The organism is Bradyrhizobium sp. 134, from assembly GCF_023074155.1.
GTDB lineage: Bacteria > Pseudomonadota > Alphaproteobacteria > Rhizobiales > Xanthobacteraceae > Bradyrhizobium.
Genome location: NZ_JADPKX010000046.1, coordinates 323819 through 344606, shown reverse-complemented (window position 1 = coordinate 344606; position 20788 = coordinate 323819). Strand labels below are relative to the sequence as shown.

Below are 20788 nucleotides of genomic sequence, written 5' to 3'. Positions count from 1 at the left end.
CGAGCCCTGTCGGTATAAGCTCAAAGCTTGTGCCCCTTCTGGCGCAGCGCCTCGATCAGGCGCTGCTTCAACTCGTCGGCCGTCTTCTGGCCGACGTCCTGGCCGATCTGCGCGCTTGCCTGCGCCAGCGCATCCGACTTCTCCAGAAGCTTCTTCCCGGCCGGCTGGACATAGAAAGCCTCGATCTGACGCAGCTCGTCGATGCTGAAGCTCTGGGCATAGAGGGCTGAGACCTGATCGACCATCGAGTTGAGGGCCGGGGTGTAGATCTCGGAGCCGGGTGCCGTCACCGCGTCATAGTCGCGCTCGATCTCCGGCCTGTCCTGCGCGACCACGGGCCTCAGCTTGAGCAGGAGCTGCGGCAACAGCGCGCGATACTGGTCCGCGATCTTCAAGGTGACCACGAGCTTGCGCGCCGCGCTCATCGCCTCCGGCGACGGTGCTTGCGCCGACGCACCACAAATCAGGAGCAGGAGGGCGCCGGCGATCATCAACACAAGTCTGGACATGAACTTCTCCGTTGGATCTCTCCGCCAAAATACAGGCCGGCGAACCTCAATGACCCGCGGGCGCCACGGCAGACCTGTCCGCGGGCGCGCTTTCCAGGACGGTGTCGGCCTCCTCGATCTCCGTCACCTTCACGAACAGGTTCGGCACCCGTCCGGCCCGGTCGAGCAGCCAGGCGGCTGCGATCATGATGACGATGCCGACGACGGAGACCGCGAGCTGCTCCCAGACCCCCTTGGTGTATTGCGTCAGGATCCAGTGCGCCGAGAACGACAGGAAGACGCCGAGGCAGAAGATCGGCAGCGAATGCTGGCCGCAGAGGATCACGGGTCGCAGCCAGGCCCCGTGCAGGGTCCGCCACTTGCGCGAGATGAGGTGAGTCACCCAGATCGCCAGCGCCAGGAAATGCGTGAAGCGCAGCATGTCGAGATCGGTCTTGTCGATCGGGTAGATCGCCTTGATCATCCATTTCGGGATCAGGGCTTCGAGCACGGGGACGTGCCAGGTCATCACGATCAGCAGCGCGAAGGCGAGCCAGGTCGCGGCCAGCGCCATCGCCGCCTTCGACCACACCCATCTCGCGACCTTGTCGATCTGGCCGATGCCGCACCAGGCCGCGAACACGAACATCAGCTGCCAGCAGAACGGGTTGAAGTACCAGTGCGTGCCGGGCGGATAGGAGGCGACGTTCCAGTTTAACCAGCGCGCCAGCACGTAGAGCACCACGGATACGGCGAGCGTCAGGTTCGGCCGCCGCACCAGGCACCACACGATGAAAGGCGAGGCGAACACCAGCGTGATGTAGAGCGGCAGCACGTCGAGATTGACCGGCTTGTACTTCAGGAGGATCGCCTGCCCGATCAGCTCGTCCGGATGCGACAGGAAATTGAACACGTTGAACTCGTGCTCGTACATCGGATTGTCGAAGCGCCGCGCAGTGCGGGCGATCTGCGCCGTGAACAGCAGGAACAGCATGATGTGGGCGACATACATCTCGATCGCGCGCCGCCACAGCCGCTTCAGCGCGGCGGCAAACCAGCCGCCCGCGACGATCGGGCCGTAGATCCAGCCGACCAGATAACCGGAGATGAAGACGAAGAATTCGGCGGCGTCGCTGAAGCCGTAATTGCGCAAGGTCAGCCAGGCCACGACGTCGTGCGGGATGTGGTCGAGGAAGATCATCCACAGACCGATGCCGCGGAAGAGATCGAGCCGCAGGTCGCGCTCGACCGGCGCGAGCAGCGCTGACTGGTCCCGTGTGATCATGGCCCCGCCTCGTTTCGGTGGGCGTCGCGCCGTCGCGGCGCCGGAAAATCGAATGCTAAAAAATTGAAATCAAAAGTCGCCTGGCCGTGTGGCCAGGGCCGACGGTAGCCGACCTTGCTGCGCGTGCAAGGGCATAGTCATCGGAGCGGGCCGCACCAGCGTGCCGTCCTCTGCGCCGCGCCATGAAGGGCCCTTCAAGATAAAAGGGCGAAAACAATCCCATGCACAGTAGCTAACCCATTGCGACGCCTGCTGAATTTATTTGACGCGTCGGGCAGATTTCGGCCGCGATGGCAGCCCGGCCGCCGCTACCGTCAGCTGAGCTCGTCACCCGCCGCCTGCATCTCGTTGAGCATCGCCTCGGCTTTGTGCCGCAGCGGCAGCGCGCCGCTCTCGGCGGCGATCGCGATGGTCGCGCGCAGGGCGCCAAGGATCGCCGCCTTGGCCTCCGCATCCGACGGCGGCGTCACCACGGCCTCGCCGAACAGCGCCTCCGCCTCCAGGCCGGAGAACCCCTGTTGCCGCGCGGTGTTGCGCGCCTCGCGCAGCATGTTCTGCGCGGTCTGGACGTCGCCGAGCCGGTGGGTGGCGAGCGCCAGGTAGATCGAGCTGCGTAGCACCGCCGAGGTATAGCCGACGGCCTTGGCCTCCTCACGCGCCTCCGTCAGCATGCCGCGCGCCCGGTCGAACCGCCCCTGCTCCAGATAGGCCATGCCGAGATGGCAGGCGAGCACCGGCACGAACAGCCGAATGCCGTGCTTCTGCGCCAGGACAAAACCATCCTCGAGAATGGCCGCGGCCGCCGCCGGCTCGCCGCGGCCGAGCTTCAGCCAGCCGCCGCTGTAGGCGGCGGCGACGCGGTCATAGGGCCGGCCCGTCTCCTCCGCGATCGCGGCGGCTTGTTGCTGGAGTTGTTCGGCGGCATCGAGCTCGCCCATGACGGTGTGGGTAATGCTGCTCATCATGCAGCAGAGCAACAATGCGTATTTCGGTGTCGAGCCGAAAGGCGCGCTGGGCTCCGGCCCCATCAGCTGAGCGCAGCTCCGGGCGAAAAATCGATCAGCTTCACGGTAGCGCCCGGCAAGAAAATACACCTGTCCGAGCCCGTAGTGCGCGGCATTGAGCCATCCAGGATTACCCCACTCCTCCGCGAGGTGCGCGACTTGCTCACCGAGGGTGATCGCTTCGATGGGCGTGCCGTAGAAGTTTTGTGCAGCCGCCATGACCGTCATGGCCGCCACCTTCCGTCCGATGTCGTTGATCGCATCGGCGCGACGCTCAGCCTCCTTGCCGAGGTTGAGCCATTCGGCAATCTGGCCAGACGCAATGAATGCCGCACGCGCCTCGATACGAACATCCACGGCGCTCGCCTCCCTCAAGGGATTCGCCGGCATCATGTCCAAAGACCTCATGGCTACCTCGAAATAGTCAGCCGCATCGGCAAATGCCGACCGCGCCAGACATCTTCTCGCCGAAGCCCTGCCATAGCTGAACGACTTGTCCCAATCCTTCGCCCGCGTGGCGTGGTAGCAGAGCTTGTCGGGATCGTCGGCACTGCCTTCGCTGTCCTCCAGGGCCGAAAGAACGCGCGCATGGATGTCTTCGCGTACCTTTTCGACCATCGAGTCATAGGTGACCTGCCGGACCATCTCATGCCGGAATTCCAGGGAATTCTCCAATTCGCTATCGATCCTGACAAGCAACTCAGCGCGATCGAGCGCCGCGAGGCACCCCTGGAGAACGTCACGAGACAGGGCTGCGATCTTTTCAAGCAAGGCTTCGTTCGATCTCGGCCCCAAAGTGGCGGCGATCTGCAGAATGGACCGTTCTTGCTTCGATACCCGATCGAGGCGCGCTGCAATCACGCCCTGGATGCTGCTGGGAATGCCGAGTTCGTCGATCGGACGCACGAGCGCAAGATCGCCCCATTGGCCACGCAGCGTGCCGCTATCCTTCAACCCGCGGCAGACCTCCTCGATGAACAGGGGAACGTTGGCAGTATGAGAAATGATCCGGCTCTTCAAATCGGCGTTGGTCTCCGAGGAGCCAAGCATGTCTGCCAGCATGGCCAACCCCGAATCGTCGTCGAGGGGCCGCATCGCGACGATCTCGGCGTGACAGCGCGCGATCCAGACCGGCATGCCATTCGGCCGGGAGGTGAACAGCACGAGAAGACCGGGCGCCTGTAGCGACGCAACGGCGGCTACGACGATATCGCTCGCACGGTCAATCCAGTGCAGATCCTCGAGCAAGACTACCGTTGGCTGGCGATGGGCCAGGCTTCCAACGAGGGCACAGCTTGCGTCTGCGATCGCTTGTCCCCGTGCGTGAGGCTCCAGCTCGTCCCAGTACGGATTCGATATCGGTAGGTCGAGCACTGCGTCGAGGGCGCACTGTTGTATCGCCGGCAGATCGTCCCGAGGATCGCTTGGACTGCCGGGATGTCTCGCTGTCCCCTCCAGGATCGAGAGCAAGATCCGCTTGAGCGTGCTGAAGGGCGCGCCTTGGAGGTTCGGGCTACATTCCGCATCGATCAACCGCCAGCCATCCGCTCTCAGCTGCTGGGCAAACTCGTGCGCGAGCCGCGATTTTCCGATACCCGCATCGCCCAGCAGCAGGACGCTCTGCCGGGTTGTCCTGGCGTTTCCGGAGGTGCGCTCCAGCAGAGCCCGCTCAATCGTGCGATCGACGAAGCGAGAAACGCTACGCGCCCGCCGTACCCGCCAGCTCGACAGGTCGCTCGCGCCCACGATCCGGTAGACCGGCACGGGCTGATTGAAGCCGCGCAGGGACTTGTCGCCCAATGATTCGAACCGGACATGTCCCTCGGCGAGCTTTTGACAGGCCTCCGAGACGTAGATCTGATTCGCCTCTGCCGCCGCCTCCAACCGCGCGGCCAGATGCTGGGCGGCGCCCCCGATCTCGTAAACCTTGGAGAACTCGCTGGCGACCATGTAGGCCACGACATGGCCAGAGTGGAGACCGACCCGCACCTGAAGTCCGGGGTCACCCAGGCTTGCGACGCGGCGGACGAGCTCGATCGCGGCGTGGCAGGCCATCGGGGCATGATTGTCATCCGCGATCGGGGCGCCGAACACCGCGGCAAGCCCATCGCCCAGCTCCTTGCTGACGATGCCGCCGAACTGCCGAACCGCGCCTCTCATGGACGCCAGGGCCGGCTCCAGGCGCGAGACCGCCTCCTCCGGATCCAGTTCGGCAACAAGCCCGGTGGAATCAATAACATCGGCCCGTAAAATCGTGACAAACCGTCGTTCGCTGTCGGGATCGGAACGTTGCACGCCTGCACCGCAATTGGGACACCGGCTGTCGCCAGGGTCGATCGTCGACTGACATGCCGCGCAATGCATTCCCGTGCTTTCAAGGCCTTGCAGCGGCATCGTCGGTCGGCCTCTGCGAACGAAGCAATAAGATCGCTTATGGAAACCTGGTTAGCAACGGGGCATGCGGCTCATCTTGGGCAAACATCCTCGAGCCGGTTGCTGATCTGGACGATTCACAGTCCCAGGTGGTAGCTTGCCGAAAGCTGCGCGAAAAACAGGCTGCGTATGACGAGCCGCCAGGCTCGTGTTGTGGTCGTCAAGCTTCGCGGAGCTGCACATTTCCCGGGGAAGCCAAGTACTCATTGAGGGGCAAAATACATGGGCATGAGAGTATATACGGGTAAGCCATTTAAGGACCTGATGAATGGTAACTACTACCCATTGGAGAACATGAAGAAGAGCGTAAAGAAGCTCAAGGCCTCGGAAAATATCCACCTCCCGACATTGGAATACGGCCAATATCACCTAGTTTTGACGCCGAAGAGCAAGTGGCCGCAGGGAAGCGCGAAGCACTGGCAGAAGGAGAAGGGCCGCGCTCGCGTCGATCTCACGTTCCAACCGAATACCACACCGCTGTCGAAGGACGAGCCGGACGTGATTCCCCTGACGCGATGCGCGTTGCTCGATGCCTGTGTCCGGAAGTGCTTCAACTCGGAGCCTCCGATTCCCATGAAGACCAACATCATCACGCATGCGCCGGCCGATCGCGACGCTGACCGGCATGAGATTCGGCTGGAGTGGGAGTACGAGGCAGACAGCAAGACGCCCACGCTGCTCAATCTGACGATGGTTTGTCCGCACAGACCCTGAGCTTCGGATAGTACGCACGAACGCATTACGCCTGCGCATTAGCGCGGGCTTAATGTTTGCTTCCGATCGCCGCCCGCCCCAAGGGGCAGCCCTCGCGCTCGCCAAGAGCTGTCGAAGGAAGCAGCACGGCCAAGCCGCTGGTCCTATCCGCCGCTTCCGAAAAACCGGTTCAGCTCGTACCCTGTCTGCTGCGGAAGCTCCTCCGGGAAGAAGTGCCCGCCATCAAGCGGCTTTCCGTCCAAATCATCGGCCCAGCTCCGCCAGAGCCCCAACGGGCCGCCCTCGCTCGCATACCACGCGTTCAGAGGGCCGCGACCGCTCCAGAGCACGAGCACAGGGCAGTCAATTCGGCGGCCGAAACGACGGTCCGCCAGATCGTGCGCGTGATCGAGTGTCGCGGCCGCACGATATTCCTCGCAGATCGCATGAACATGCGCCTCATCGCTCAACGCGTCGATATAGGCTGCCCGCACGGCCGGACTGAAGCTGCCAGCTGAAGACCCCCAGCCATGCAGCGCATTGTCGATGATGGCATCGGGGGCTGCCGACAACAGCCGCTCGGGAAGAGGTTCAGGCTGCGCAAGCAACGACCACGGCCAATAGCCGACCGTCAGGTTCTTGTCGGCGCGCTCCCAGGCATCGGCGATCGGAACGATGTCCAGGACGGCAAGCCGCTGCACGCGTTCGCGGTGATCAAGCGCGAGCCGATAGGCGACACGGCCACCGCGATCATGGCCCGCGACCGAAAAACGGTCGAAGCCGAGTTTCGTCATGACGGACACCATGTCCTTTGCCATCGCTCGTTTTGCATATGGCGTATGGTCCGGACTGGAGGGAGGACAATCGCTTTGGCCATATCCGCGAAGATCGGCGCAGACCACCGTGAAGTTCTGCGCGAGCACCGGCGCAACGTCGCGCCACATCAGATGCGTCTGCGGAAATCCGTGCAACAGGAGAACGGCCGGCCCCGAACCGGCGCGACGGATGAAGATACGTGTCTCATCCGCCCGAACATCGGCGGCCTCGAAATCTTCGAACTGCATTGGCCCTCTCCTTCCGAACGACGGCAAGCCAACAAGTGAGCACCGGACGCGCCGGTGACTCGTGTTGACGCCCGGCGGCATCCTGGGTTCCTTCCCCGGACGGCATGCTCTGGACTGATCGCGCTTACGTTCGGGACCTCCACCAATGGCGACGAGACGCGCTTTGGCCCGAACGAACCAAGGCTCAGCCAAAGCAGGACATGCATGATCGAGGACGCCCCAAAACAAAAATGGCCCGCGTTATGCGGGCCATTTTCGGATCGGGACCGGTAAGGTCCGAACTTGGTTGCGGGGATAGGATTTGAACCTATGACCTTCAGGTTATGAGCCTGACGAGCTACCGGGCTGCTCCACCCCGCGTTAACCGTTGCTTTGCCTTCGTGAAAGTGCCGGGGACGGTGAATGAAGGGCCGGCGCTGTTCGCGTGGCTTGCTTCGTCCGTCCCGAAGGCTTCCTTGGAAGGCAACCCCGGGCAAAGCCCGTTGGGTGCGGGCGGTATGTACCAACCCGGGGTGCCTTTGGAAAGGGCTGCGGGGACGTTTTTTTCGACTTTATGACAGCGCGGTGGACGAATTTGCGGCCTGTTTGGCCCGCCCTTGCCAGAAGTTCCACAAGGGGCCAGCTTGGCGGCCACAAAACCAGGCGGAAACGCCACTTCAAGGGGGAGAATGCCATGGACCACGCCTTGGATCGCCCCTTGGACCGCCCCCCGCCGAGCGCCCCGCTTCGGGCCGTTGAGGAAACCTTCCGTGCCATGATCGCGCGGTCGCGGGCCGAGCCGGCGCCCGGCCTTGCCGAGCGGCTCGACCGGCTGGCGCGGCTGCGCACTGTCGTCGCCGACAACGAGGAGCGCTTCCGGCAGGCGATCTCGGCCGATTTCGGCCACCGATGCACGGTCGAGACCACCATCGCCGAGACCATGATGGTGTTCTCCGAGATCCGTCATGCCACGAAACACCTCAAGAGCTGGATGGCGCCGCAGCGCGTTTCGACGGCGCTGCAATTCCTGCCCGCGCGCAACCGGCTGATGCCGCAGCCGCTCGGCGTCGTCGGCATCATCGCGCCGTGGAATTACCCGCTGCAGCTGACGCTCGCGCCCGCCATCGGCGCACTCGCCGCCGGCAACCGCGTCATCATCAAGCCGAGCGAGCTCGTGCCGCATTTCTCAGCGCTGCTGAAGGAGACGGTCGCCGCGCGGTTCGACGCTGCGGAGTTGCTCGTCACCGGCATTGAGGACGAAATCGCGAAGGCCTTCGCATCGCTGCCGTTCGATCATCTGGTGTTCACCGGCTCGACCCGGGTGGGACGGCTGGTGGCGGAGGCCGCGGGGCGCAATCTGACGCCGGTCACGCTCGAGCTCGGCGGCAAGTCGCCTGTCATCATCGACGCCTCGGCCGATCTCGAAGAGGCCGCCGAACGCATCGCGTATGGCAAGCTGCTCAATGCCGGGCAGACCTGCATCGCGCCCGACTATGTGCTGGTGCCCGAGCGCTCGCTGCAGGCCTTCGCCGAAAAACTGCGCGCGCAGATGCGGCGCATGTTCGGCACCGACCCCTCCAACAAGGACTACACCTCCGTGATCTCCGACCGGCATTATGCGCGGCTGGAAAATCTCGTCGCTGATGCGGCAAGCCGCGGCGCAAAGATCCTGCAGCCGGCGAAGGCGGACGATCCGAACTGGAAGGCGCACCGCAAATTCCCGCCGACGCTGATCGCGGGCGCGACCGCAGACATGGCGGTGATGCAGGAGGAGATTTTCGGTCCTGTGCTTCCCGTGCTCAGCTATCGCGAGCCGGCCGACGCCATCGCCTTCGTCAACGCCCGCGACCGGCCGCTGGCGCTGTACTGGTTCGGCAAGGACCACGTTGCGCGCGACGAGGTGCTGGCGCGGACCGTCTCCGGGGGCGTCACCATCAATGACTGCCTCTTTCATTTCGCGCAAATCAACCAGCCGATGGGCGGCGTCGGCGCATCCGGCACCGGCGCCTATCACGGCGAATGGGGCTTTCGCACGTTCAGCAAGCTGAAGCCGGTGTTCTATCGTTCGAAATTCAACCGCCTCGCCGACCTCTATCCGCCCTACGGCGGCAAGATTGCGCGGCTGGAGAAGATGATGCGGTTCATGTCGTAGGTTTCAACACCCGTCGTTGCGAGCGCAGCGAAGCAATCCAGAATCCCTCCGCGGCAAAAGTCTGGATTGCTTCGCTTGCGCTCGCAAGGACGGAAAGAAGGAATGCAGGGGGAAACATCAGTGACGGACACATTCGATTTCGTCGTTGTGGGCGCGGGCTCCGGCGGCTGCGCGGTGGCGGGGCGGCTGTCGGAGGATGCGGGGACATCCGTGGCGCTGCTCGATGCCGGCGGACGGAACGACAATTGGCGGATCACCACGCCGTTCGGACTCGCTTTGCCATACAAGGTCGCCAACTGGGGCTTCGATACCGTGCCGCAGAAGGGATTGAACGGCCGTATCGGCTATCAACCGCGCGGCAAGGGGCTCGGCGGATCTTCGGCGATCAACGCCATGGTCTATATCCGCGGCAATAAATGGGACTACGACCACTGGGCTTCGCTCGGCAATGCCGGTTGGTCGTACGCGGACGTGCTGCCCTATTTCAAGCGCTCGGAGAACAACGCCGATTTCGACGGCGCGTATCATGGCAAGGGCGGCCCGCTGCATGTCAACAGGCTGCGCTCGGACAATCCGATCCACGAAATCTTCCATCAGGCCGCCCGCGAGGCGCAGTTCCGCATCCGCGAGGACTTCAATGCGGAGGACCACGAAGGGCTCGGCAGCTACCAGGTGACGCAGCATAATGGCGAGCGCTGGAGCGCGGCGCGAGCCTATGTGAATCCGCACATGGGCAAGCGCGCCAATCTGCGTGTCGAGACGCAGGCGCATGCCACGCGCATCCTGTTCGAAGGTGGGCGCGCGGTCGGCATCGAATATGTACAGGGCAAGCAGACAAAGCAGCTGCGCGCCCGCCGCGAGGTGATCCTCGCCTCCGGCGCCTTCCAGTCGCCGCAATTGCTGATGCTGTCAGGCATCGGCGACGGCGATGCGCTTGCCGCGCACGGTATCGACGTCGTGCGTCATTTGCCGGGCGTCGGACGCAATCTGCAGGATCATCCGGATTTCGTGTTCGTCTACGCCTCCGACTACCCGCACTTCGTCCACTCATCGCTCGGTCGGCTGCCATCCCTGCTCCGCGCCATCCAGCGATATCGCCGGGACCGGCGCGGACTGATGACCACCAATTTCGCCGAGTGTGGCGGCTTCCTGAAAACCCGAGCCGATCTCGATGTGCCCGACATCCAGCTGCACTTCATCATCGCGATGCTCGACGACCACGGCCGCAAGAAGCACAAGGAGGCGGGCTTCTCGTGCCACGTCTGCCTGTTGCGGCCGAAGAGCCGTGGCAGCGTCTGGCTGAAAAGCGCCGATCCGCTGGCGGCGCCGATGATCGATCCGAATTTTCTGGGCGAGGCTGAGGATCTCGAGACGATGGTCGCGGGCTTCAAGACCACGCGACGGCTGATGGAGACGCCCGCGATGCGCGCTTTGCAGAAGAAGGACATGTTCACGTCCGATGTGAGAACGGACGACGACATCCGCGCCATCCTGCGCGCGCGTGTCGACACCGTCTATCACCCCGTCGGCACCTGCAAGATGGGCACCGACGCCATGGCCGTGGTCGATCCGGCGCTGAAGGTGCACGGCGTCGAAGGCCTGCGCGTCGTCGATGCCTCGATCATGCCGACATTGATCGGCGGCAACACCAATGCGCCGACCATCATGATCGGGGAGAAGGCGGCGGATATGATCAGGGCGGAGATGCGGTGACTCTACCTCGTCGTCCCGGCCTAGTGCGCAATTGCGCACTAGGCCGGGACGACAGCGGTGCGCTCAATTCAACAAGAACCCACCGTCCACCGTCACCACGCTGCCCGTCATGTACCGCGAGGCCTTCGACGCGAGCAGCAGGATCGCGCCGTCGAGATCGGACTCGGCGCCGATGCGGCGCTGTGGGATGCGTTTGGTCAGGCGCTCGCCCGGCGGCGTCGACCAGAACGCGTGGTTCATCTCGGTGTCGATGTAGCCGGGCGCCAGCGCGTTGACGCGGATACTCTGCCCCGCAAGCTCCAGCGCCATCGCCTTGGTCGCCTGGATGATGCCGGCCTTGGAGATCGCGTAAGGCGACAGCGCCTTCAGCACGCCGGTGCCGAGCACGGAGGCGATGTTGACGATGTTGCCTGCCTGCTTGCGCGCGATCATGCGGCGCGCGATCTCGGTCGCGAGAAAATAGGCGCCCTTGAGATTGGCGCCGATCACCGCGTCCCAATCGGCCTCGGTCTGCTCGGTCGCGAGCTTTTCGATGGCGATGCCGGCATTGTTGATCAGCACCGTGACCGGGCCGAGCGCGGCTTCCGTGGCATCGACGGCCCTGGCGATCGATGCGGTGTCGGTGACGTCGAGTGCGACGGTGGCGGCACGGCCGCCTTTGCCGCGGATCTCGTCTTCCAGGCTTTTCAGCTTGTCGGTCTGCCGCGCCGCGAGCGCGACGGCCGCGCCATGTGCCCCCAACACCCGGGCAAATTGCCGCCCCAGCCCCTGGCTCGCACCTGTGACGAGGATGGTTTCCTGACTGACGTCGAATAGGTCTGACATGACGCTTTCCTTGACGCTTTCCTTAGGGCGATCCCTGAGCTTTTGGCCATCAATACAGACGATTTTAACGATCTGAAACCGGAATGATCGGTTCTGCGTTCACTCGTTCCATGGCAGGCTTCCGCGCATGAACAGTTTCGATCTCGCCGTCTATGCGGCGTTCGCCATCGCGATCGGCTTCGGTTTCAGGACCGGCCTGCTCGGCAGCGCCATGACGATCCTGGCCTATCTCCTCGCCGCCCCCATCGCCGTCGCGCTGATGCCGCTGATCGTCCCGCAGGTCGCGAGCAATCCGAACGCGCCGCTGCTGCAGAACTGGATCTGGTTCTTCGGTATCTTCGTGGTGGTCGGCATGCTGTTTGGATATCTCGGCCGGCTGGCGCTGAGCGATACGATACGGCAGGCCGGCATCGGCGACCGGCTTGGCGGCGCAGCGCTCGGCGCCATCAGGGTCGGCCTCGTCGCCACGACGCTGGTGCTGGTGTTCGACCAGATCGTGCCGGCCAACCGCCAGCCGCCGTTTCTCGCCGGCTCGCACCTGCGGCCGCTGTTCTCGACGGCCGGCCGGATGGGCTTCAAGTCGCTGCCGCCGGAGGCAGCCTCCGCGATCGACCGCCTCAAGCAGGAGCGGCGCATCTGATGAGGCGCATTTGCATCGCCGGGCAAGCGCGCATGCATTTTGATGCGAGCCAATCCCTTATCAGCGGCGCCAAGGTTGGCTAGAATAGCGGCTCTAAAAACCTGCATGACATTACGGGAGTGAAACAGTGGATCTTGGGATCAAAGGTCGCCGCGCCATCGTCTGCGCATCCAGCAAAGGCCTCGGACGCGCCTGCGCCATCTCGCTGGCCGAGGCCGGCGTTCACGTCACGCTGACCGCGCGCGGCGCCGAGGCCCTGAAGAAGACGGCCGACGACATCCGCAAGGCCTATCCTGATGTGACCGTCACGGAGATTGTCGGCGACATCACGACGCCGGCGGGCCGCGAGGCCGTGCTGAAGGCCTGCCCCGAGCCGGATATCCTGATCAACAATGCCGGCGGACCGCCGCCCGGCGATTTCCGCAACTGGACCCGCGACGACTGGATCAAGGCGATCGACGCCAACATGCTGACCCCGATCGAGCTGATCAAATCGACCGTGGACGGCATGATGGCGCGCAAGTTCGGCCGCATTGTCAACATCACCTCGGCCGCGGTGAAGGCGCCGATCGACATTCTCGGTCTCTCCAACGGCGCGCGCGCCGGCCTCACCGGCTTCATCGCCGGCCTGTCGCGCAAGACCGTGATCAACAACGTCACCATCAACGGCCTGCTGCCGGGCCCGTTCGAGACCGATCGGCTGCGCAGCACCGCGAAGGGGGAATCCGAGAAGCGCGGCATCACGCCGGACCAGGTTCTAGCCGAGCGCGCCAAGCTCAATCCCGCGGGCCGCTTCGGCGATCCCGACGAGTTCGGCTACGCCTGCGCCTTCCTGTGCGGCAGCAGGGCCGGCTTCATCACCGGTCAGAACCTTCTGCTCGATGGCGGTGCCTTCCCGGGAACGCTGTGAGGGCGGTCTGGTACGAGGAGACAGGACCGGCGGCGGACGTCCTCACCTATGGTGAGATGGCGACGCCGGTCGCAGGTCCAGGCGAAGTTCGTATTCGCCTGGAAGCCTCCGGCGTCAATCCGGCCGACGTCGGCCGGCGCGGGGGCAGCTATCGCGCGAAGGAATTTTCGCGCGTCATTCCGAACAGCGATGGCGCGGGGTTTATCGACCAGACCGGCGATGGCGCGACGCGGTTCAAGATCAGCGACAGGGTCTGGCTGTTCAACGGCCAGCGCAACGGCCGCGCCTTTGGCACCGCGGCCGAACATATCGCGCTTGCCGAGCATCTGGTGACGCCGCTGCCGGACAACCTCTCTTTTGCGGAAGGCGCGACGCTGGGCATTCCCGCTATGACGGCGTGGTGCTCGCTATTTGCGGACGGACCGATCGTCGGCAAGACCGTGCTGGTCACCGGCGGCGCGGGTGCAGTCGGGCATTACGCCGTGCAACTCGCGAAATGGGGCGGCGCGCAGGTGATCGCGACCGTCAGCTCGGCGATGAAAGGCGAGCAGGCGCGACAAGCTGGTGCCGATCTCGTGGTCAATTACAGGGACGAAGACGTCGTTGCCAAGGCGATGGCCTTCACCGGCGGACGCGGGGTCGACCAATTGGTCGATGTCGATTTCGGCGGCAACATCGCGACGACCCTGAAGTTGATGGCAATGAATTCGACAATCGCGGTCTACGCCACCAACGGCAACCGCACGCCGACCATGCCGATGCGCGAGCTGATGGAGAAGTGCATCACGCTCCGCTCGCTCGTCTTGTTCGCGCTGCCGCCGGCGCTGCTCGCGGCGGCGCAGGCCGACATCTCGAAATGGCTGGCAGCGGGGCCGCGAATCCACAATGTCGCGGCGCAGTTTGCGCTGTCGGAGACGGCGCAAGCCCATGTCGCCGTCGAGAAAGGCGACAAGCTCGGCACCGTGGTCGTTGACTGCGCGCGCTGATATCGGCCGGAATCACCGCTGTTGCTTGGTGGGCTCGTCTTCGTCCCGCTGGCTCGGACTGGATGAATCGGCGACTGGGTTTCCGTCGGTCCAGTCGACGCCGAATTCGTCGAGCCCGTCGGCGAGCAGATCGCCCAGCATCGGCTCACCGAGCAGATAGTGTGCCGTCTCGCGCCGGGGACTGCGATACTCCGCGCGCGCCTCCACCGCGCGTGCGCGCAGATCGTCCCAGTCGTCGATCGTGCCGTCGCCGCGGCCGAGCCAGGTCAGCGCAACGAGATCGATCTGCTCGTCCTCGTTCATGGCCACGATGAAACTTCCGAGTTCGTTGACCACCGGATCGGAGCCGTCATCCTCGAGGACGTCGACCGCGTCATCATCCGTCGCATTCGAGCCGGAATCCGGATCGGAATCCGCCTGCTTGACGTCGAATTCACGCGCCTTTTCGATGATGAAGGCGACCTTCTCCGCGGAAATCGCAAGCTCTGGCATGGCTGGCCCTTTGTCTTTCCCTGGTTCCCGCGATAACGCCGCACCGCGTCAGATGATCCATTGCGCCTGCCCGCGAAACTGCGCATGTTCCCCGCCAAAGCAAGAACATGAGGATGCGCCGGATGCAGTGGAAGGTCGGCAGGGTCAAAATCACCAAAGTCGTGGAATTGGAGACGGTCGGCTCGACCCGCTTCATTCTGCCCTTGGCGAGCAATGCAGAAATCCAGAAGCTGCCTTGGCTGATCCCGCATTTCGCCACGGAAGAAGGCCGGCTGAAGATGTCGATCCATTCGCTGGTGGTGGAGACGCCTTCGCGCCGCATCGTGGTCGATACCGGGCTCGGCAATGACAAGCAGGGCCGCAACGTCCCGACCTGGAACAATCGCACCACACCGTTCCTGGAGACGATGATTGCGGCGGGCTTTCCCCCTGACAGCATCGATACCGTGCTGTGCACGCACCTTCACGTCGACCATGTCGGCTGGAACACGAAATGGGTCGACGGCAAATGGGTGCCGACCTTCCCCAACGCGCGCTATGTCTTCGGCAAGACCGAGTATGAGCATTGGCGCGACCATTCCACCGAGCCGGACAAGCAGGCCGTGTTTGGCGATTCCGTGGAGCCGATTGTCGATGCAGAGCGGGCGGAGTTGGTCGCGAGCGACCACCGGCTCAGCGACGAGATCAGCATGATCCCAACCCCCGGCCACAGCCCCGCGCATATGAGCATTCTGATCCAGTCGGACGGCGAGCAGGGACTGCTGACGGGCGACGTCGCCCATCATCCCTGCCAGATGGCGCATCTCGGCTGGTCCTCGACCGCGGATTCCGATCAGAGCCAATCTGCCGCGACGCGGCGCGAATTGTTCGGCCGGTTTGCCGAGACCCCGACGGTGGTGATCGGCGGGCATTTTTCGGCCGGCCATATCAGGCGGGACGGGGACGCGTTCAGGTTCGAGGCGCTGGCCTAAGTCTCGTGCCCCGGACGAACCTCCCGAATCGAGAGGGCTGCAATGCGCCCCTCTTTGAGCGGTTGAATTTCCCGCCGCCCTGTTCCATGAAGCTGTTCAACCGATCGGTCCAGTCCAGGGAGAAACGAGAATGAAGCTTGTTCGTTATGGCGAGAAGGGTGCGGAAAAGCCCGGCCTGATCGACAAATCCGGCCAGTTGCGGGACCTGTCGGCGCATGTGAAGGACCTGACCGGCGAGGTCTATGCGCCCGAGAGCCTGAAGAAGCTGGCGGCGCTCGATCCCGCCTCGCTGCCCGCCGTCTCCGGCAAGCCGCGGTTCGGCGCCCCCGTCACCGGCATGTCGAAATTCGTGGCGATCGGCCTCAACTACAGCGACCACGCCAAGGAGACCGGCGCGGAGATCCCGAGCGAGCCGATCATTTTCATGAAGGCCAACACCTCGCTGTCCGGCCCGAACGATCCCGTCGAGAAGCCGCGCGGCTCGACCAAGCTCGACTGGGAGGTCGAGATCGCCGCGATCATCGGCACGCGCGCAAAATACGTCTCGGAAGCCGACGCGCTCAACCACGTCGCCGGTTATTGCGTCTGCAACGACGTCTCCGAGCGCGCCTTCCAGATCGAGCGCCTGGGTCAGTGGACCAAGGGCAAGTCGCACGACACGTTCGGCCCGCTCGGCCCCTGGCTCGCCACCAAGGACGAAATCAAGGACGTGCAGAACCTGCCGATGTGGCTGGACGTCAACGGTCAGCGCCGCCAGACCGGCTCGACCAAGACCATGATCTTCTCGATGGCCAAGTGCATCTCCTACGTCTCGCAGTTCATGACGCTGCTGCCGGGCGACATCATCACGACGGGCACCCCGCCCGGCGTCGGCCTCGGCATGAAGCCGCCGACCTTCCTCAATGTCGGCGACGTCATCACGCTCGGCATCGAGGGCCTCGGCGAGCAGCGCCAGGAGATCGTCGCGGCGTAAGCCGCGATCATCACTGCCGCCACACCGTCATTGCGAGCGAAGCGAAGCAATCCAGTAATCCATCCGCGGAGACAGTCTGGATTGCTTCGTCGCAAGTGCTCCTCGCAATGACGAAGCATAACTTTTATTTTTGGATACTCGCCATGAAGCTCACCTTCTCCCCCGCCTCGCCCTTCGCCCGCAAGGTGCGCATCGCCGCGATCGAGCTCGGGCTGATCGACAAGATCGAGTTCACGCCGGCAGCGGTGGCACCGGGGCAGGCCAACGAGGACTATTCGCGCATCACGCCGCTGAAGAAGCTGCCAGTGCTGATCACCAATGACGGCGATGTCATCCTGGACTCCTACGTCATCGTCGAATACCTCAACGAGATGGCCGGCGGCAGCCTGATCCCGGACTACGGTCCGCGGCGCTGGAAGGCCAAGACCAATCACGCCCTGATCAACGGCATGCTCGATTCCATGCTGCTGTGCCGCTACGAGAAGATGGTGCGGCCGCAGGGCCTGCAATGGCAGGCGTGGTCGGACGACCATTGGAATCGGGCCTGGACCGGCATGGCGCGCTTCGAGAACATGCCCGAAGTGCTGAACGGCCCGTTCGACATCTCGCAGATCGGCCTCGTCTGCGTGCTCGGCTATGCCGACTTCCGCTTCGCCGATTGCGGCTGGCGTAAGGCCTATCCGAAGCTCGACGCCTTCCACCAGAAGATGCTGGAGCGGCCCTCCGTGAAGATCTCGGTGCCGCCCGCGGCGTAGTATCGCGACGGCGGAGAGGATGATGCAGGATCGCTTCCCCCGCCTCGGCATTCTCGGCGCGAGCCTCATGCTCGCGTTGACCGTCTCAACCACTTCCGTGCAAGCCGACGGCATGGTGCCTGGACAGCGAAACCTCGCCTGCGAACCGCCATCGTCAACCGACGACGGCTGGACGGCTGCGTCGCCCGACAGCGTCGGCATGGACGGCGCGCAACTCTGTGGCATCGCTGCACGACTCGGGCAACGCGCGACTTCGGTCCATTCGGTTGTCGTCGCGCGCCACGGCAAGCTCGTCTTCGAGCAATACTTCGCCGGCTACGACCAACCCTGGGGACAACCGGAAGGCCAGCGCGAATTCACCGCGACGACAAAGCACGACATGCGCTCGGCATCGAAGAGCGTCGTTTCGCTGCTCGTCGGCATCGCGATCGATCGCAAGCTGATCGAAGGCGTCGACGAGCCTGTGCTCAAGTTCTTCACCGACCATCAGGCGGTGGAGCAGGCGGGCTGGGAGGCTATTACGCTGCGCCATCTGCTGACGATGTCCTCGGGAATGAAATGGGACGAGGCGCGGGCCTGGACCGATCCGAACAACGACGAGCCGCATCTCGGCTTTGAAGCCGATCCAATCGGCTATGTGCTCGCAAGGCCGGTCGCCGCGCCGCCGGATGTGCTCTGGGCCTATAATGGCGGCGGGACTGAACTGCTCGGCAACATCCTCGAACGCGTCTCCGGCAAGCCGCTGGAGACGTTTGCGCGCGAGGTGCTGTTCCAGCCGCTCGGAATCACCGATTTCGAGTGGAAGGCCTACCCGAAGAACGGCAAGATCGCTGCGGCCGCCGGCCTGCGCTTGCGTCCGCGAGATGCCGCCAAGCTTGGCCAGCTCGTGCTCGATCGCGGCCAGTGGAATGGCCAACAGATCGTCTCGGCCGATTGGATTGCACAATCGATCGCACCGCGCTTCCAGGCGATCGGCTATTTCGGCGGCACGCTGTTCTACGGCTATCAATGGTGGATGGGCCGCTCGTTGGCCAGCGGGAGGGAAATCAAATGGGTTGGCGCCTTCGGCTGGGGCGGACAACGCATTTTCATCGTGCCCGAGCTCGATCTCGTCATGATGACCACCGCTGCCCAATACGGCCAGCCGAAGGAAGGGCTGGCCGCGATCGACGTCCTCTCCAACATCGTCATTCCGTCCGTGCGTGATGCACGGTGAGTGCAAGGAAGCGAGCATGAGCCTGAAATACGCGATCGGCGATCTCACCATCCATCGCATCATCGAGCAGGAAACCTCGTTCGTGCCGGCACTGGAGATGTTGCCGGGGCTGACACCGGAGCTGCTGGCCGAGAACCGCGCGTGGATGAGGGAGGCGAAAGCCCTGGATGACAGCGACACATTGATGCTGTGCTTCCAGTCCTACGTGATCAAGACGCCTCACCACACCATTCTGGTCGACAGCTGCATCGGCAACGACAAGCCCCGGCCGCAGCGTCCGAAGTGGGACATGAAGACCGACGACACCTATCTGCGCGGACTCAACGCTGCCGGATTCTCGCCTGACGACATCGACTTCGTGATGTGCACGCATCTGCATGTCGATCACGTCGGCTGGAACACGCGGCTGGAGAACGGCCGCTGGGTGCCGACCTTCCCGAAAGCGCGCTACGTCTTCGCCAAGCAGGAGTTCGATCACTGGAGCGAGCAGAACGCGAAGGCGGAGGTGCCGCCCTTCGCCGACAGCGTGCTGCCGGTGGTCGAGGCCAAACGCCACGAGCTCGTCGGCAACGATCACCAGATCGGCGATCACGTCCGCATCCTGCCGACGCCGGGCCATACGCCGGGCCATATCGCCATCACGATGGGCCGCGGCAAGGACGAGGCCGTGTTCTCCGGCGACCTCATGCACTCGCCGTTGCAGGCGCTCTATCCGGAGCTGTCGATCAAGTTCGACCTCGATCAGGCCAGGGCGGCAACGACGCGCCGCAGCTTCCTGGAACGCTATTGCGACACCGACACGCTGTGCTGCACCGCGCATTTCCCATCGCCGTCGGTGGGAAAGATCCGGCGCAAGGGCAGCGGGTTCGTCTGCGCGGCGGTGTGATCTAGCCGAGATGCCGTAGGGTGGGCAAAGCGAAGCGTGCCCACCATGCCAAACGCGTTATAGAATGATGGTGGGCACGGCGCGCGAAGCGCGCCTTTGCCCACCCTACCATTCCACCCGTGTGGAGAAAGCAATGACCGACCTCCCCGACATCCCGCTGCCCGCCGGCATCCGCTCACGCTATGTCGACGACATCAACGGCCTACGCATGCACGTGCTGGAGGCCGGCTTCGAGACCAAGGGCCGGCCCTGCATCCTGCTGCTGCACGGCTTTCCGGAGCTCGCCTTCTCCTGGCGCAAGGTGATGCCGGCGCTTAGCTCGGCCGGCTATCACGTGATCGCGCCGGACCAGCGCGGCTATGGCCGGACGACGGGATGGAGCGCGGAGTACGACGGCGACCTCGCGCCGTTTTCGCTCTTCAACCTGGTGCGGGATGCGCTCGGGCTGGTGTCGGCGTTCGGGTACAGGCAGGTCGATTTGGTCGGACATGATTTCGGCAGTCCAGTCGCGGCCTGGTGCGCGCTGATGCGGCCCGACGTATTTCGTTCGGTGGCGATGATGAGCGCGCCGTTCGGCGGAGCGCCGCCGCTGCCGTTCAACACGGTCGACACGCCGGCAAAGCCACCGGCCGAAGACCCCGTGCATCGCGAGCTCGCCGCCTTGCCGCGTCCGCGCAAGCATTATCAATGGTACTATGCGACACGTCCGGCCAATGCCGACATCCACCGCGCGCCGCAGGGCGTGCATGATTTCCTGCGCGCCTACTATCATCACAAGAGCGCGGACTGGACCGACAACAAGCCGTGTCCGCTGAAATCCTGGTCGGCGAACGAGCTTGCGAAGCTGCCTACCTATTATGTGATGGACCTGAACCAGACCATGGCCGAGACGGTCGCGAAGGAGATGCCCTCGCCGGCCGCGATCGCCGCCAATCAATGGCTACCCGACCGCGAGCTCGCTTACTACAGCGCCGAATATGGCCGCACCGGATTCCAGGGCGGCCTGCAATGGTATCGCTGCGGCACATCGGGTGCATTCAACAGCCAGCTCCAATTGTTGGCCGGCCGCAACATCGACGTCCCCTCCTGCTTCATCTCGGGCAAGCAGGATTGGGGCACCTACCAGCGTCCCGGCGTGTTCGAGGCCATGCAGGCGCGTACCTGCACGAAGCTGCTCGGCTGCCACCTCGTCGACGGCGCCGGCCACTGGGTGCAGCAGGAGCAACCGGCCGAGGTGAGCCGTCTGCTGCTCGATTTCCTGGCGAAGAGCCGCGGCGTGGTTTGACCCGGGAACTTCGGCGTCCTATATAGTTTAGAACTATT

18 protein-coding genes and 1 tRNA gene are annotated in these 20788 nt (G+C 63.9%); 12 read left to right on the top strand and 7 right to left on the bottom strand.

Annotated elements, in window-relative coordinates; translation table 11 throughout:
• Positions 1-20: 20 nt before the first annotated feature.
• The 3 genes from IVA75_RS19000 to IVA75_RS18990 form a co-directional block, all read right to left on the bottom strand.
• The gene (locus IVA75_RS19000) at positions 21-509 is read right to left on the bottom strand and encodes a DUF2059 domain-containing protein (protein WP_247283386.1); all 489 of its coding nucleotides are present in this window, start codon (positions 507-509) and stop codon (positions 21-23) included.
• Between the two features lie 46 nt (positions 510-555).
• A complete protein-coding gene (locus IVA75_RS18995) occupies positions 556-1773 on the bottom strand; it encodes an OpgC domain-containing protein (protein WP_247283384.1) in 1218 nt (405 codons plus the stop codon).
• A gap of 314 nt (positions 1774-2087) precedes the next feature.
• Positions 2088-5141, bottom strand: a complete 3054-nt coding sequence (locus IVA75_RS18990; protein WP_247284090.1) for an adenylate/guanylate cyclase domain-containing protein — start codon at positions 5139-5141, stop codon at positions 2088-2090.
• 291 nt (positions 5142-5432) lie between these two features.
• Between IVA75_RS18990 and IVA75_RS18985 the strand changes: the two genes are divergently transcribed.
• A complete protein-coding gene (locus tag IVA75_RS18985; protein WP_027570125.1) occupies positions 5433-5924 on the top strand; it encodes a hypothetical protein in 492 nt (163 codons plus the stop codon).
• 143 nt (positions 5925-6067) lie between these two features.
• Here the strand turns inward: IVA75_RS18985 and IVA75_RS18980 are convergent, their stop codons facing one another.
• The gene (locus IVA75_RS18980; RefSeq protein ID WP_247284087.1) at positions 6068-6967 is read right to left on the bottom strand and encodes an alpha/beta hydrolase; all 900 of its coding nucleotides are present in this window, start codon (positions 6965-6967) and stop codon (positions 6068-6070) included.
• Between the two features lie 283 nt (positions 6968-7250).
• Positions 7251-7327 (bottom strand) — tRNA-Met (locus IVA75_RS18975).
• A gap of 313 nt (positions 7328-7640) precedes the next feature.
• Here IVA75_RS18975 and IVA75_RS18970 point away from each other — a divergent pair.
• A complete protein-coding gene (locus IVA75_RS18970; protein ID WP_247283382.1) occupies positions 7641-9098 on the top strand; it encodes a coniferyl aldehyde dehydrogenase in 1458 nt (485 codons plus the stop codon).
• 120 nt (positions 9099-9218) lie between these two features.
• A complete protein-coding gene (locus tag IVA75_RS18965) occupies positions 9219-10811 on the top strand; it encodes a choline dehydrogenase (RefSeq protein WP_247283372.1) in 1593 nt (530 codons plus the stop codon).
• A 63-nt stretch (positions 10812-10874) separates the two neighbouring features.
• Here the strand turns inward: IVA75_RS18965 and IVA75_RS18960 are convergent, their stop codons facing one another.
• Positions 10875-11636, bottom strand: a complete 762-nt coding sequence (locus tag IVA75_RS18960) for an SDR family oxidoreductase (RefSeq protein WP_247283369.1) — start codon at positions 11634-11636, stop codon at positions 10875-10877.
• Positions 11637-11763: 127 nt separating this feature from the next.
• On the opposite strand from IVA75_RS18960, the gene IVA75_RS18955 reads away from it, so the two are divergent.
• The 3 genes from IVA75_RS18955 to IVA75_RS18945 all read left to right on the top strand — a co-directional run bounded on the left by IVA75_RS18955 (position 11764) and on the right by IVA75_RS18945 (position 14172).
• Positions 11764-12276 (top strand): CvpA family protein, encoded by a 513-nt coding sequence (locus tag IVA75_RS18955; protein WP_027515361.1) that lies wholly within the window; start codon positions 11764-11766, stop codon positions 12274-12276.
• A gap of 127 nt (positions 12277-12403) precedes the next feature.
• Positions 12404-13186, top strand: a complete 783-nt coding sequence (locus IVA75_RS18950; protein ID WP_027570121.1) for an SDR family oxidoreductase — start codon at positions 12404-12406, stop codon at positions 13184-13186.
• The gene (locus IVA75_RS18945; protein ID WP_247283367.1) at positions 13183-14172 is read left to right on the top strand and encodes an NADPH:quinone reductase; all 990 of its coding nucleotides are present in this window, start codon (positions 13183-13185) and stop codon (positions 14170-14172) included. The genes IVA75_RS18950 and IVA75_RS18945 overlap by 4 nt, the downstream gene beginning before the upstream one ends.
• Positions 14173-14184: 12 nt before the next feature.
• On the opposite strand, the gene IVA75_RS18940 is transcribed toward IVA75_RS18945, so the two are convergent.
• Positions 14185-14664 (bottom strand): DUF3775 domain-containing protein, encoded by a 480-nt coding sequence (locus tag IVA75_RS18940; protein ID WP_027515358.1) that lies wholly within the window; start codon positions 14662-14664, stop codon positions 14185-14187.
• 122 nt (positions 14665-14786) lie between these two features.
• Between IVA75_RS18940 and IVA75_RS18935 the strand changes: the two genes are divergently transcribed.
• The 6 genes from IVA75_RS18935 (at position 14787) to IVA75_RS18910 (ending at position 20750) form a co-directional block, all read left to right on the top strand.
• On the top strand, positions 14787-15635 hold the full coding sequence (locus tag IVA75_RS18935; RefSeq protein ID WP_247283365.1) for an MBL fold metallo-hydrolase: 849 nt from the start codon (positions 14787-14789) through the stop codon (positions 15633-15635).
• A gap of 130 nt (positions 15636-15765) precedes the next feature.
• Complete coding sequence (locus IVA75_RS18930) at positions 15766-16608, top strand: fumarylacetoacetate hydrolase family protein (protein WP_247283363.1); 843 nt, start codon at positions 15766-15768, stop codon at positions 16606-16608.
• Positions 16609-16751: 143 nt separating this feature from the next.
• Complete coding sequence (locus tag IVA75_RS18925) at positions 16752-17363, top strand: glutathione S-transferase family protein (protein WP_106941743.1); 612 nt, start codon at positions 16752-16754, stop codon at positions 17361-17363.
• Between the two features lie 22 nt (positions 17364-17385).
• On the top strand, positions 17386-18579 hold the full coding sequence (locus IVA75_RS18920) for a serine hydrolase (RefSeq protein WP_247283360.1): 1194 nt from the start codon (positions 17386-17388) through the stop codon (positions 18577-18579).
• 16 nt (positions 18580-18595) lie between these two features.
• Positions 18596-19465: an MBL fold metallo-hydrolase gene (locus tag IVA75_RS18915; RefSeq protein ID WP_247283358.1), complete on the top strand. Its 870-nt coding sequence runs from the start codon at positions 18596-18598 to the stop codon at positions 19463-19465.
• Positions 19466-19598: 133 nt separating this feature from the next.
• On the top strand, positions 19599-20750 hold the full coding sequence (locus IVA75_RS18910) for an alpha/beta hydrolase (RefSeq protein WP_247283347.1): 1152 nt from the start codon (positions 19599-19601) through the stop codon (positions 20748-20750).
• Positions 20751-20788 lie beyond the last annotated feature (38 nt).

What these genes read in the sequence shown, in the direction of transcription:
- IVA75_RS19000 (WP_247283386.1), bottom strand. Translation starts at nt 509, where the DNA reads ATGTCCAGACTTGTGTTGATGATCGCCGGCGCCCTCCTGCTCCTGATT.
- IVA75_RS18995 (WP_247283384.1), bottom strand. Translation starts at nt 1,773, where the DNA reads ATGATCACACGGGACCAGTCAGCGCTGCTCGCGCCGGTCGAGCGCGAC.
- IVA75_RS18990 (WP_247284090.1), bottom strand. Translation starts at nt 5,141, where the DNA reads ATGCATTGCGCGGCATGTCAGTCGACGATCGACCCTGGCGACAGCCGG.
- IVA75_RS18985 (WP_027570125.1), top strand. Translation starts at nt 5,433, where the DNA reads ATGGGCATGAGAGTATATACGGGTAAGCCATTTAAGGACCTGATGAAT.
- IVA75_RS18980 (WP_247284087.1), bottom strand. Translation starts at nt 6,967, where the DNA reads ATGCAGTTCGAAGATTTCGAGGCCGCCGATGTTCGGGCGGATGAGACA.
- IVA75_RS18970 (WP_247283382.1), top strand. Translation starts at nt 7,641, where the DNA reads ATGGACCACGCCTTGGATCGCCCCTTGGACCGCCCCCCGCCGAGCGCC.
- IVA75_RS18960 (WP_247283369.1), bottom strand. Translation starts at nt 11,636, where the DNA reads ATGTCAGACCTATTCGACGTCAGTCAGGAAACCATCCTCGTCACAGGT.
- IVA75_RS18955 (WP_027515361.1), top strand. Translation starts at nt 11,764, where the DNA reads ATGAACAGTTTCGATCTCGCCGTCTATGCGGCGTTCGCCATCGCGATC.
- IVA75_RS18940 (WP_027515358.1), bottom strand. Translation starts at nt 14,664, where the DNA reads ATGCCAGAGCTTGCGATTTCCGCGGAGAAGGTCGCCTTCATCATCGAA.
- IVA75_RS18935 (WP_247283365.1), top strand. Translation starts at nt 14,787, where the DNA reads ATGCAGTGGAAGGTCGGCAGGGTCAAAATCACCAAAGTCGTGGAATTG.
- IVA75_RS18930 (WP_247283363.1), top strand. Translation starts at nt 15,766, where the DNA reads ATGAAGCTTGTTCGTTATGGCGAGAAGGGTGCGGAAAAGCCCGGCCTG.
- IVA75_RS18925 (WP_106941743.1), top strand. Translation starts at nt 16,752, where the DNA reads ATGAAGCTCACCTTCTCCCCCGCCTCGCCCTTCGCCCGCAAGGTGCGC.
- IVA75_RS18920 (WP_247283360.1), top strand. Translation starts at nt 17,386, where the DNA reads ATGCAGGATCGCTTCCCCCGCCTCGGCATTCTCGGCGCGAGCCTCATG.
- IVA75_RS18915 (WP_247283358.1), top strand. Translation starts at nt 18,596, where the DNA reads ATGAGCCTGAAATACGCGATCGGCGATCTCACCATCCATCGCATCATC.
- IVA75_RS18910 (WP_247283347.1), top strand. Translation starts at nt 19,599, where the DNA reads ATGACCGACCTCCCCGACATCCCGCTGCCCGCCGGCATCCGCTCACGC.